Genomic DNA, 12,862 nt, shown 5'->3' with positions numbered 1-12,862 from the left:
GAAAAACAATGTCTAGTGAGTTGATTCAGGCATTGCATGAGATAGAAAGAGAACGAGGGATTCCCAAATCTGCGCTTATCGATGCTATTAAAACGGCACTGAATACGGCCTATAAAAAAAATTTTGGTACGGCGCAAAATGTAAGTGTACAATTTAATGAAGAAACAGGTGAAGTTAAGGTTTTTTCTCAGAAAACTATTGTAGAAAATGTAAAAGATTACCGCCTGGAGATATCCCTGGAAGAAGCCAGAGAACTTTATCCTAACTGTAAGCTAGGGGATATGGTTTATGTGGAAGCTACCCCCTCCAATTTTGGACGTATTGCTGCGCAAACGGCCAAGCAAGTAGTAATACAGAAGCTAAGGGAAGCTGAACGGAGCATAATTTATGAAGAGTTTTTAGAAAGGGAAGGGGAAATAGTAACCGGAATTATTGAACGTATCGAAAATAAAACCTTATTTATAGGATTAGGTAGAACCGAAGGAATAATGCTTCCTCCTGACCAGATGCCGACAGAAAAATATGAGTTAGGCCAGAGGGTAAAGGCCTATATTTATGAAGTCAAGAACAGTCCTAAAGGACCGAATATATTTGTTTCCCGAACGCATCCTTATTTTTTGCGTCGTCTTTTTGAACTGGAGGTACCAGAAATTTACGATGGTATAGTAGAAATTAAGTCTATTGCGCGCGAAGCAGGTTTTAGATCTAAAATAGCGGTGTATTCACTTGATGACAAAGTAGATGCCGTAGGTTCCTGTGTGGGGCCTAAAGGCTTAAGGGTGCAGAATGTAGTAAATGAACTGAATGGCGAAAAAATTGATATTATAAAATACTCTTCTGATCCGGCTGAATATATTGCTAATGCCTTAAGCCCAGCCCGGGTAATTTCTGTTTCGGTAAATAAGGCAGAAAAATGGGCCCGGGTAATAGTTCCCGATAACCAGCTTTCATTGGCCATCGGTAAAGAGGGGCAAAATGTAAGGTTAGCTGCCAAGTTAACTAGTTTTAAAATCGATATTAAAAGTGAAAGCCAAATAGATAAGGAGTCTGAGGGGAACGATGGTGAGGACTAAAAAGCTTCCACAGAGAATGTGTGTAGGTTGCCGGGAAATGAAGAATAAAAGGGATTTAATAAGGGTAGTAAGAACCCCTGAAGGCGAGATTGCAGTTGATCCTACGGGTAAGAAATCAGGTAGAGGGGCTTATATTTGCCCGCGTTTGGAATGTTTAAACCAGGCAATAAAAGGGAAAAGGCTGCAGAAAGCTTTGGAACATGATATTCCCGATGAAGTCATCTCTTCTCTGCAAAAAAAGATTGCGGAGATAGAGTTATAGTTTTTAAGGTGTGTGATACATTGCAGAAGGTTTATAATATAATAGGTTTAGCGCAAAGAGCAGGTAAGGTCTCATCAGGCGTAATGGCAGCTAAATCCAGTATAATAAGGCGTAAAGCTTGTTTGCTGGTGATGAGCAATGATATAGCTGCCAATAATAAAGAAACTCTGGTTTCTTTATGTGAAAAAAAAGGTATACCTTTTGTTTTCCTGGGCAATAAGTATGAGCTAGGAAATTGTGTGGGTAAAGCTTATCGTGTAGCGATAACTATAAATGACCGCAAGATGGCAGAGAAAATTTTGCAAGTGGCCAAAGGGATGGGAGACGAAGCAAATAGTATGGGGGTGTTTGAATGGCCAAAATAAGAGTGCATGAGCTGGCAAAAGAATTAGGTTTATCAAGCAAGGAAATGGTTAATATATTGCAGGATATGGGAATTGATGTTAAAAATCATATGAGCACGATGGAAGATTCTCAGGTGATTTGGGTAAAAAAACAGCTTAAGCCGGTTGAAGACAAAACTCAAATCCCGGAAGGAGAAAATAATGATGTTTCTGTGGAGAATAGAATAAGACCTGATGATAGGCCTGAACAACCTCACACATCTTATGAGAAAAAAGGTAAGCGAGATGTTTTCCCCTCTGCTTCGGCCCCAAATGTCCCTTTAAGCGCGCAAGAAGATAACCGGGAAAAGAGCGGTGTTGCTGGACAGAATAAACAGAATAATATGAAACCGAAACGCGATGGCAAAGGGAATAATATGAAAGAGAGAAATAAAAAACCGGAGAAAAGATTGGGAGATAGAGATTTGATAAAATCTGATAGTGTAGAAATAATTGATTATAGTGATAAAATTGTGGATGAAGAAAAAATTGGGGGAAAAATAGTAAAGATAAAGCCTACCAAGTTCAAAAAAGATGAAACTAAAGTAGAAGTGCGTAAAGATTATAGTCGTCCCCAGAAGAAGTCTAAGCATAAAAAGAAAAAAGAGGATGATAACAAACCTACTCCGGAAATTATAACTATTGAAGATAATATAACTGTAAGGGAACTGGCGGAAAAATTAAATAAAACTCCGGCCGAAATTGTTAAAAAGCTTATGGAACTAGGAACCATGGCTTCTATAAATCAGGTTATCGATTTTGATACGGCTGAGATTGTCGCCAGCTTATATGAAGTAAAAGTACAGCGTGAAATACCGGAAGAAGAAAAACTTTTGCAGGAAATAGTTGATGATGAAAGTCAACTTAAACCCAGGCCTCCGGTAGTAACGGTTATGGGTCATGTTGACCATGGTAAGACTTCTCTTCTGGATAGGATAAGAAAATCAAATGTTGCTCTGGGAGAAGCAGGAGGTATTACCCAGCATATAGGTGCTTATCAGGTTAACATAAATGACAGCAAAATCACTTTTATTGATACGCCAGGCCATGAAGCATTTACGGCCATGCGGGCTAGAGGAGCTAATGTTACTGATATAGTAGTTTTGGTGGTAGCTGCTGATGATGGGGTAATGCCTCAGACCGTGGAGGCTATAAATCATATCCGGGCCGCAGGTGTTCCTTTTATTGTAGCGGTAAATAAGATTGATAAGCCGGAGGCTAATCCCGAAAGGGTTATGCAGCAGCTTACCGAGTACAATATAGTACCTGAAGAATGGGGTGGAGATACTATATTTGTTCCTGTTTCTGCCAAGACGGGACAGGGAATAGATAATCTTCTGGAAATGATATTGCTGGTAGCCGAAATGCAGGAATTAAAAGCTAATCCTGATCGCCCGGCTGAAGGTGTGGTCATAGAAAGCAAGCTGGATAAAGGCCGGGGGCCGGTGGCTACGGTACTGGTACAGAAAGGTACTTTACATGTAGGAGATTGTTTGGTATGTGGCAGCAATATGTGTAAAGTAAGAGCTATGATGGATGATAAAGGCCGCCGGGTAGAAAAAGCCTTGCCTTCTATGCCGGTTGAAGTTATGGGCTGGTCAGATGTACCAGAAGCAGGAGGAAAAGTAATTGCCTGTGATGAAAAGATTGCTAAACAGATAGTAGAACTAAGGCTTAATGAAAAGAAGCTGGAAGAGCAGAAAAAGAGCAGCCGGGTATCATTAGATGAATTTTTCAAGCATATGCAGGATGCTGAGGTAAAAGAACTGAATGTTATCATCAAAGGCGATGTACAGGGATCGATAGAAGCTTTGTCGCAATCACTGCAAAGGTTATCGACAGATGAAGTCAAAGTTAATGTCATCCATGCTGCTGTAGGAGCCATTTCGGAAACTGATGTTATGCTGGCTTCTGCTTCCAATGCGATAATAATAGGTTTTAATGTAAGACCTGAAAGTAAGGCCCGTAAACATGCGGAAGAAGAAGGCATAGATGTTCGCCTTTACCGGGTAATATATGAAGTGATTGATGATGTAAAAAAGGCTATGGCTGGCCTTTTGGAGCCGGAATATCGGGAGAAATATTTGGGACGTGCCGAAGTCAGAGCTACTTTCCGTGTGCCTAATGTAGGAATTGTGGCTGGCTGCTATGTAGTAGAAGGCAAAATCCAGAGAAATGCTAATGTCAGGGTTTTAAGAGATGGGGTAGTAGTTTATGAAGGGGTTATTTCTTCTTTAAAAAGGTTTAAGGATGATGTAAGAGAAGTAGCAGAAAACTATGAATGTGGTATAGGTATAAAGGATTTCAATGATATAAAGGTAAATGATATTATTGAAGCTTATACTTTAGAAGAAGTACCTAGACAGCTTTAAGAGGAAGTGAAGAGGGCATTTATTGCCCTCATGCTTTATTCTTTTATGATTAGGGGGATTTTTATGAGCAGACGCAGGCAGGAACGTTTGGCTGAAGAGATTAAGCGTACGGTTTCTATGATAATAAAGGAGCTTAAAGATCCGCGTATCGATTTTACCGGCATATCCGTAACCAGGGTTGACTTAACCAGTGATTTAAGTCATGCCCGGATAAATATCAGCATTTTAGGCGATGAAGCCAAACAGGAAGAAACCATGAGGATTATTCAGAAGGCAAAAGGATTTATAAGGAGCAGGCTGGCTGAAGAAATACAGTTAAGGCATGCGCCTGAGATTGATCTTCGTTTAGACAAATCTATTGAACATGGAATAAAAATAGCTTCTATATTAGAAGAATTGAATAAAGAAGAAAAAAGGCAGGAATGATTTATGCCGGAAAGGTGCACCCTCAGAGAAATAGGAGAGAAACTCCGAGCAGAAGATAATTATTATATAATAGGTCATATTATTCCGGATGGGGATTGCGTAGGTTCTCTATTGGGACTCTATCTGGGATTAACGTCCTTAGGCAAAAAAGCAGCAATGGTACTGGAAGATGGGGTTCCTGATCTGTACCATTTTTTAGCTGCTGTCCATACCGTAAAATCATCGGCCACCCCGGAAGGTAAAGATTATAACCTGATATTTTTAGATTGTTCAGACCGAGAAAGGGCTGGAGGATCGATTCTTGCTAGCTTTAGTTCACCTAAATATACTTTTAATATTGACCATCATGCTACCAACGACTTTTTTGCCCATTATAACTATGTTGACCCGACTGCTTCCTCCACCGCCGAGATCGTTTATAATATCTTGGACTATATGGGAGTTGATATAGACTCCGGGATAGCTGAAGCTTTATATACCGGTATGCTTATGGATACGGGAAGTTTTCAATACAGCAATACCCGGAGCAGCACCTTGCGCATTGCTGCCCACCTTTTGGAAAAAGGGGTAGATCTGGATAAACTGCGGATTAATCTTTGGGAATCTAAAGATAAAAAAGAGATTTTGCTCCTTTCTAAAGCGCTGCAAAGTCTGGAATTCAGCTCCCATGGTAAAATAGCCTGGATGACTTTATCTTATAAAGATGTTGAAAGTATAGGAGCGTTAGGACTTCATCCCGAAGGGATAATAAATTATACGCACATGATAAAAGGGGTAGAGGTCGGTATTTTATTTCGCGAGATAAGCCCGGGAATGGTGAAAATAGGCTTCCGCTCCAAGGGGGAAGTGGATGTAGCTGCTCTAGCTTCTAAAATAGGAGGAGGGGGACATAAAAAAGCAGCCGGGGCTTCGCGGGAAGGAAGTTTAGAAGAAGTGAAGATTCAGGTTTTGGCTATGGTAGAAGAAGTGGTGAAATAATGGACGGATTTTTAAACATAAATAAAGAACCAGGAATGACTTCTTTTGATGTTATTCGTTATTTGCAAAAAACGCTCTCTACTCCTACTAAAATAGGGCACCTGGGAACTCTTGATCCTATGGCCAGGGGTGTTTTGCCTGTTGCTTTAGGCAAGGCTACTAAATTAATACCTTATTTGGAAAATGAGGATAAAGCATATATAACCGAAATGGTTTTAGGCGGATTTTCTGATACCCAGGATGCCTGGGGAAATATAACTTATACTGGTAAAACCTGGTTTAAGGAAGATGAACTTATTGCTATTTTACAAAAATACACAGGATTTATAGAGCAGATACCCCCTATGTATTCAGCTGTTCATTATAAAGGAAAAAGGCTTTATGAATTAGCCCGGGAAGGGATAGTAGTTGAGCGAAAGAGTCGGCAGGTTTTGATTAAGGAATTAAAGCTTTTAGATATTTATAAAAAAGGGGATTTACCAGTTATAAAACTCTATGTAGAGTGTTCGCGCGGTACCTATATAAGGACTTTATGTCATGATATAGGAACTGATTTAGGAACTGGAGCCTATATGGCTGATTTAGTCCGGATAAAATCGGGAGTTTTTAAATTAGAATCTGCCTGCTATTTGCAGGATATCACCGATGTGGAAAAACTAAGGGATTTGCTTTTGCCCCTTGATTATCCTCTGCCCGCTATGGATGCCTATTATCTCTTGGCAGATAAGGATATAAAGGTGGTACAAAATGGTAATCCCATAAATTGCCGGGATTTCAGACCTAAAACCGACCGGGTAAAGTTATATAAAGATGATACTCTCCTGGCCATTGCTAAACTGCAGCGCAGGGGGAAAGAGTATTTTTTGCAGCCGGAAAAGGTTATCTAAAAAATTTAAAAAAGAGAACAAGGGGTTTGCCATGGAAATAGTAAGAGAAGTACAAAATATGCCTTTATATGATAAACCAGTGTATTTAGCCCTGGGAAATTTTGATGGGGTGCATGTAGGGCATCAGAAGCTGATAAGGACTATGATTGAAAAAGCACATGAAGAGGGAGGAATAGCTGCGGCATTTATTTTTGATCCCCATCCTGCGAAAATAATAAATCCTCTTAAAGCACCCAAGCTTTTGCTAAGTGCCCAGAAAAAAGCGGAGTTTTTAGCGAACATGGGATTAGACCTTCTTATATATAATTCGTTTACCGAAGAAATTTCGAAATGGGAACCAGAGGATTTTGTAAGAAAAGTCATTGTGGAGCGCATAAAAGCGCGCGAAGTTTTTGTCGGTTTTAATTATTCTTTTGGCTACCGGGGAAGAGGAAACCCTGATTTATTGCAAAGCCTGGGTGATTTATATGGATTCAAGGTCCATATTATTCAACCGGTGGAAGTAGATGGAGAGATAGCTTCCAGCAGTTTGGTAAGAGAACTGCTGGCCAAGGGAGATATAAAAAGAGCCAGCAAAATTTTAGGTTATTATCCGTTTGTTGAAGGCAGAGTAGTAGAAGGTGAGAAGCGGGGAAGAGAAATAGGTTTCCCAACAGCTAATCTGGCTGTAGATGAGGATATAATGATACCCGGGAAAGGTGTTTATGCTGCTATTGCTGATGTAGATGGGCAAAAATATAAATGTATGGTGAATATAGGAAATAAGCCTACTTTTCATGAACATTTTCCCGTTTCTATCGAAGCTCATCTATTAGATTTCAGGGAATTAATATATGGAAAGTTATTAAATATATCTTTTTTGGATAAATTACGGGATGAGAAGAAGTTTAGAGGGGTAGAAGAATTGATTGAACAGCTTAAACGAGATCGCGAACAGGCCGAAAAGATAGTATCTTTTTAACCTGGGAAGCAACATTTACTTTTTGTTTGGTCTATGCTAAAATTTACTTTGTTGTATAAAAGATTTTTCCTGGAGTAAAGAGCGGCATAAGCTTTGCTGAGGTTAAACTGTTTGTGGTAGTCAGACAGTGATAACTTAGAACCATTTACTAGGAAATGCGAGTTCTCCGACGCTTTTCTTGGTATTTGGCGATTAGTTAAAGGAGGAGGTGAAAAGGAGTGGCTTTAACCCCGGAAAGAAAACAGCAGATTATCAAGGAATTCCAGATTCATGAAAATGATACCGGCTCTCCTGAGGTACAGATTGCTATTCTTACCGAAAGGATCAATTATCTTAATGAGCACTTGAAGGTTAATAAAAAAGATTTTCATTCCCGGCGGGGACTTTTGAAAATGGTAGGTAAACGCCGTGCCCTGTTAGATTACCTGAAGGAAAATGATTTTGAACGCTATCGCAATATTGTTAACAGGCTTGGACTACGTAGATAAAGAGCGGAAATGCCGCTCTTTAACTTTATAAAAAACTAATGCCAACCTGATGCGAAAGGAGGAATTTTATCTGGTAAGGTATTTCGAAACTGAAGTAGGAGGAAGAAAGCTGGTAGCCGAAATAGGCAAAGTAGCCAAACAGGCAAATGGCGCAGTTGTCATGCGTTATGGCGAAACCGTAGTTTTAGTCACGGCTACTGCTTCCAAAGAACCGCGTGAAGGAATAGATTTCTTCCCTTTAACTGTTGATTATGAAGAGAGGCTTTATGCGGTAGGGAAAATTCCGGGAGGTTTTATAAAACGCGAAGGAAAACCTACGGAACTTGCTACTTTAAGTGCCCGACTTATTGACAGGCCTATAAGACCGCTTTTCCCCAAAGGTTATCGCAATGATGTCCATATAGTAGCAACTGTTTTATCTGTGGAAAAAGACAACGCTCCTGATGTTACGGCTATAACAGGTGCTTCTATTGCTTTATCTATATCTGATATACCTTTTAATGGCCCTATTGCAGGTGTAGTAGTAGGCAGGGTAGATGGCAAGTTTGTTATTAACCCTACCGTAGAGCAGATGGAAAAAAGTGATATGCATATGACCGTAGCCGGCAGTAAAGATGCCATAATGATGGTAGAAGGTGGAATGAATCAAATTCCTGAAGATCAGGTAATCGATGCTATTTTCTTTGCCCATGAGGAAATAAAGAAATTAGTCGAGTTTCAGGAAAAAATCATTGCCGAAATTAAACCGCAAAAATCGATACCTAAATTACAGGAAACTGATCCCGAAATTGAGGCAGCGGTACGCGAATTTGCCACAGCTAAATTAGAAGCAGCTGTAAAGAATCCGGATAAAAAAGCGCGAGAGAGCAAAGTAGAAGAAGTTAACAAACTTACTCTGGAACATTTTGCCGAAATATATCCGGAACAGGAAAAGGTAATAAGTGAGATCCTGGAAAAGGTTTTAAAAGAAATTGTACGCAAAATGATCCTGGAAGAAGGCGAACGGGTAGATGGCCGCAAACTAGATGAGATACGACCTGTAAGCTGTGAAGTAGGATATCTTCCCCGTCCTCACGGTTCAGGCCTTTTTACCCGGGGACAAACCCAGGTACTTTCGGTTACTACTTTAGGCTCCTTAGGCGAAGAGCAGATATTGGATGGATTAGGAATCGAAGAATCTAAACGCTATATTCATCACTACAATTTCCCGCCTTATAGTGTAGGAGAGACCAGGCCTATGCGAGGACCGGGAAGGAGAGAAATAGGACATGGAGCTTTAGCGGAAAGAGCGCTTCTGCCTGTAATACCTAGTGAGGAGGAATTTCCTTATACTATTCGTGTAGTTTCTGATGTATTAGAATCAAATGGCTCTACTTCCATGGGCAGTGTATGTGGCAGCACGCTTTCGCTTATGCATGCCGGGGTGCCTATAAAAGCACCAGTTTCTGGTATTGCCATGGGACTGGTAAAAGAAGGAGATAAGTTTGCCATATTAAGTGATATTCAGGGAATAGAAGATGCTCTTGGGGATATGGATTTTAAAGTAGCAGGAACGGAAAAAGGTGTAACTGCTATCCAGATGGATATCAAGATACTGGGAGTTAACCGGGAAATAATTGAAAAAGCTTTAGCCCAGGCTAGAGAAGGACGCATGTATATTTTAAGCAAAATGCTGGAGGCTATTGATAAGCCCAATGAAAAACTTTCTCCTTATGCTCCGCGCATGATCCGGATGAAGATTGATCCCGATAAGATACGAGATGTCATTGGCCCTGGGGGCAAGACTATTAATCGCATAATAGCAGAAACTGGCTGTAAAATTGATATTGAAGATGATGGCACTTTATTCATACTGGCAGCCGATGAAGAAGCAGGTCAAAAAGCCAAGTTTTATATTGAAGCTATAACTGCTGATGTAGAAGTGGGCAAGACTTATCTGGGTACGGTTAAGCGCATTATGGATTTCGGAGCTTTTGTTGAGATAATACCAGGAGTTTTAGGTACCCAGGGTAAAGAAGGGTTAGTTCATATTTCTCAGTTGGCTGAGGAAAGAGTGAATAAAGTTACTGATGTTGTAAATATAGGTGATCAGATTTTAGTAAAAGTGACGGATATAGATAAACAGGGCAGGATAAATCTATCCCGCAAAGCAGTTTTAAAAAATGTAAAAAGTAACAAAAATTAAAAAATTATAAGTTAAATTCCAAGTAAACCGAGCTACCTCGGTTTATTTGTGTTTTCTGGGGTTATGAGGTTATATTAAATAATTTTGGTACATATAAATTTATGAGTAAATCTAAGGGGTGGTCGATATTTTATAAAAAAATGTTTTATGTTTGCTACTTAAATCGGCGAACCTTTATTCTTTTTACTTTTTTAATAAGTTTGCCTCTTATAAACAGCTGGCTAGATAGAGTAGAAAGGCATTTTTTTGGTGTGAAGCCGGGAGTAGAAGTAGCAGGAGAGAAGGTGGAAGGGTTACTTCCTGAAGAAGTGCAGGAAGTAGTTGAAGAATTAGCTGTCAGATATCAAAAAGTGCCGATAGAACCAACTATTGATAAGATTACGGGGGAAATTATACCTGAAAAATATGGGGTTATTATTGATGTGGAAAGTACTGTAAATGAAGTTTTAAGAGCAGGAGAAAATGAAAAGATAAGTTTAAAGGTAATAAAGATTAAACCGCGTTATTCGGCAGATGATTTGCAAAGGGCTGATACCGTTATTGGGAGCTATTGTACTTTTATTGCGGGCAGTTATGCCCGTTTTAACAATATATCTTTAGCCAGCAAGGCTATAAATAATACTGTGGTTTGGCCCGGGGAAATCTTTTCCTTTAATAATACCGTAGGGCCCAGGACTCCCGAACGTGGCTATATGCCGGCTCCGGTTATAATGATGGGTGCTATGGATTTTGATTACGGAGGGGGGGTGTGTCAGGTAGCAAGCACGCTCTATAATGCTGCTTTAAAGGCAGGGCTGAAAATTATAGAGCGACATATGCACAGCAGGCGCATACACTATGTCCCGGAAGGGATGGATGCTACCGTAGATTATGGGTCTTTAGACCTCAGGTTTGAAAACAATACAGCAGGTCCGGTTATTATAAAATCAGCGGTGAAAGGTGGAAAACTGGTAGTGGAAATTTGGGGGGAGAGATAGATGAGGATTTATTTTATTACCAGAAAAAATCTGTTATTATCAGGTATGATTTTTATTCTGTTAGTTTCTTTTTTAACTTTTTCTTTAATTTATTACAGTCAAAATACCGTAGCGGTACGCCTGGGGGAACCTATATATCAGGGGAATACCGGGAAAAAAGTAGTTGCTATTACTGTCAATGTTGACTGGGGGGAAGAATATATACCCCAGATGCTTGCTATACTGGCTAAGGAAAAGGTAAAAGTTACTTTTTTTGTGACTGGTAAATGGGCGGAGAAAAATCGTGAACTTTTAAAAAAGATGAGCCGGGAAGGGCATAGTATCCAAAATCATGGATATGAACATGTTCATTTTAATTCGCTTTCTGTGGAACAGTCCATGGAACAGATAAGAAAAGCCGAAAAAATTATTGAGGAAATTACAGGCAAAAAGACGAAGTTTTTTGCCTCCCCTTATGGAGAACAAAATCATAAGATATTAACTGCGGTTTCTAATTTGGGTTATGAGCTTATAATGTGGAGTATTGACACTATAGACTGGCAAAGGCCAAGTCCGGAAACTATTGTTAAGAGAGTAGTAAATAAAGCCCATAATGATGCTATAATTCTTATGCATCCTACTGAACCTACGGTTAAGGCTTTGCCGGAAATGATTGCCAGGCTTAAAAGTGAAGGTTATAAAATGGTAACTATTGAGGAGATACTGGTAAAGGGAAAAGGCGATGAATAAATGATAAGGACAGGTTATAATTTGATGAAAAGGAGTTTTTTCTGGCTTATACTAAATTTATTCCTTTTTATATGGGTATCCGAAGTAGGAGCTTATCCTACCGTTTATTCAGATTATTACTGCCTTATAGATGGTGAAAGTAGTCAGATTATAATTTCTAAGAATGCGGGTGAACCCCGTCCGGTAGCTAGCACTACTAAAATGATGACTGCTATACTGGTGGAAGAGTATTGTAAGATGGACGAAATAGCTGAGGTAAGTTATAATGCAGCCAGGACCCCGGAGTTTACTATTGGACTTAGAAAAGGACAAAAAATTGAAGTAGGAGAACTTTTAAAACCGTTATTGATTTGTTCTTCTAATGATGCCGCAGTGGTGCTGGCTGAACATGTAGCCGGAGAAGAAAGGCTATTTGCTCACCTTATGACGAAAAAAGCATTTTTATTAGGAGCTTTTCATACCCACTTTGTTAACGCTTCTGGGCTCCCAGCCTCTGACCATTTCAGTACGGCTTATGATCTGGCCCTTATAGGAAGGTACTTATTGTCTAAAAAAGTAAGCAGTGAACTGGTAGCTACTAAGGTTGCCAAGTTTAAACATCCTGGCTATCGACAACCTATAACTATAACTAATACTAATGGTTTATTGGGGGCTTATGAAGGGGTTAATGGCATAAAAACAGGTACTGCTGATGCTGCAGGTAAATGTTTAGTGGCATCAGCCCAGAGGGATGGAAGAAAGCTTATTGCTGTAGTTTTAAAATCGGGAGATCGTACCGGTGATTGTAGAAGATTATTAGAATATGGCTATAATAATACGCGAAAAGTAAAAATCGTAGATCAAGGCACACCTTTTAAACAGCTTAAAGTGACAAATGGCAATCCGGCTTATGTTGATATATACCCTAGAAATGAGATATCTTTATGGGTAGGAGATGGTACCCCTTATATTGAAAAAAAAGTAAAACTTAAATATAATCTTAACGCACCGGTAATGATGGGGGAGAAAATAGGAAGCCTTACCGTATATGCAGATGGCCAACCGGTTACGAGTGTAGATTTGCTCTGTGGTCAAACGGTAAAAAAGAGAAATAATCTTATAGAAAAATTATACCGGCAATGGTTAAATTAAAATAAAATAG

At 39.6% G+C, this 12,862-nt stretch carries 13 protein-coding genes; all 13 read left to right on the top strand.

Going from position 1 to position 12,862, the window contains the following annotated elements; genetic code table 11:
* Positions 1 to 8: 8 nt before the first annotated feature.
* The 13 genes from nusA (at position 9) to BUB92_RS02425 (ending at position 12,852) form a co-directional block, all read left to right on the top strand.
* A complete protein-coding gene (gene nusA, locus BUB92_RS02485) occupies positions 9 to 1,073 on the top strand; it encodes a transcription termination factor NusA (protein ID WP_073089563.1) in 1,065 nt (354 codons plus the stop codon).
* On the top strand, positions 1,060 to 1,335 hold the full coding sequence (rnpM, locus tag BUB92_RS02480) for an RNase P modulator RnpM (RefSeq protein ID WP_073089561.1): 276 nt from the start codon (positions 1,060 to 1,062) through the stop codon (positions 1,333 to 1,335). The genes nusA and rnpM overlap by 14 nt, the downstream gene beginning before the upstream one ends.
* Positions 1,336 to 1,355: 20 nt before the next feature.
* Positions 1,356 to 1,700, top strand: a complete 345-nt coding sequence (locus tag BUB92_RS02475) for a L7Ae/L30e/S12e/Gadd45 family ribosomal protein (protein WP_073089560.1) — start codon at positions 1,356 to 1,358, stop codon at positions 1,698 to 1,700.
* Positions 1,688 to 4,090, top strand: a complete 2,403-nt coding sequence (gene infB, locus BUB92_RS02470) for a translation initiation factor IF-2 (protein ID WP_073089558.1) — start codon at positions 1,688 to 1,690, stop codon at positions 4,088 to 4,090. Before BUB92_RS02475 ends, infB begins: the two co-directional genes overlap by 13 nt.
* Before the next feature lie 63 nt (positions 4,091 to 4,153).
* Entirely contained in the window at positions 4,154 to 4,516 is a 363-nt protein-coding gene (gene rbfA, locus BUB92_RS02465; protein ID WP_073089556.1) for a 30S ribosome-binding factor RbfA, read from the top strand.
* Between the two features lie 3 nt (positions 4,517 to 4,519).
* Positions 4,520 to 5,494 carry a DHH family phosphoesterase gene (locus BUB92_RS02460; protein ID WP_073089554.1) on the top strand — a complete coding sequence of 325 codons (975 nt, stop codon included), beginning with the start codon at positions 4,520 to 4,522 and terminating at the stop codon, positions 5,492 to 5,494.
* Positions 5,494 to 6,381 carry a tRNA pseudouridine(55) synthase TruB gene (truB, locus tag BUB92_RS02455; RefSeq protein WP_073089552.1) on the top strand — a complete coding sequence of 296 codons (888 nt, stop codon included), beginning with the start codon at positions 5,494 to 5,496 and terminating at the stop codon, positions 6,379 to 6,381. Before BUB92_RS02460 ends, truB begins: the two co-directional genes overlap by 1 nt.
* Before the next feature lie 31 nt (positions 6,382 to 6,412).
* The gene (locus tag BUB92_RS02450) at positions 6,413 to 7,342 is read left to right on the top strand and encodes a bifunctional riboflavin kinase/FAD synthetase (protein WP_073089550.1); all 930 of its coding nucleotides are present in this window, start codon (positions 6,413 to 6,415) and stop codon (positions 7,340 to 7,342) included.
* A gap of 218 nt (positions 7,343 to 7,560) precedes the next feature.
* Complete coding sequence (rpsO, locus tag BUB92_RS02445; RefSeq protein ID WP_073089548.1) at positions 7,561 to 7,830, top strand: 30S ribosomal protein S15; 270 nt, start codon at positions 7,561 to 7,563, stop codon at positions 7,828 to 7,830.
* 49 nt (positions 7,831 to 7,879) lie between these two features.
* On the top strand, positions 7,880 to 10,015 hold the full coding sequence (locus tag BUB92_RS02440) for a polyribonucleotide nucleotidyltransferase (RefSeq protein ID WP_073089547.1): 2,136 nt from the start codon (positions 7,880 to 7,882) through the stop codon (positions 10,013 to 10,015).
* A gap of 284 nt (positions 10,016 to 10,299) precedes the next feature.
* On the top strand, positions 10,300 to 10,992 hold the full coding sequence (locus tag BUB92_RS02435; protein ID WP_242938980.1) for a VanW family protein: 693 nt from the start codon (positions 10,300 to 10,302) through the stop codon (positions 10,990 to 10,992).
* On the top strand, positions 10,993 to 11,721 hold the full coding sequence (locus BUB92_RS02430; RefSeq protein ID WP_073089545.1) for a polysaccharide deacetylase family protein: 729 nt from the start codon (positions 10,993 to 10,995) through the stop codon (positions 11,719 to 11,721).
* Positions 11,722 to 12,852: a D-alanyl-D-alanine carboxypeptidase family protein gene (locus BUB92_RS02425; RefSeq protein ID WP_073089543.1), complete on the top strand. Its 1,131-nt coding sequence runs from the start codon at positions 11,722 to 11,724 to the stop codon at positions 12,850 to 12,852. It begins immediately after the preceding gene.
* Positions 12,853 to 12,862: the final 10 nt, after the last annotated feature.

This window comes from Thermosyntropha lipolytica DSM 11003, from assembly GCF_900129805.1.
Taxonomy (GTDB): Bacteria; Bacillota; Syntrophomonadia; order Syntrophomonadales; family Syntrophomonadaceae; genus Thermosyntropha; species Thermosyntropha lipolytica.
Note: the sequence above shows the minus strand (reverse complement) of the source record. Positions and strands in the feature narration are given on the sequence as shown.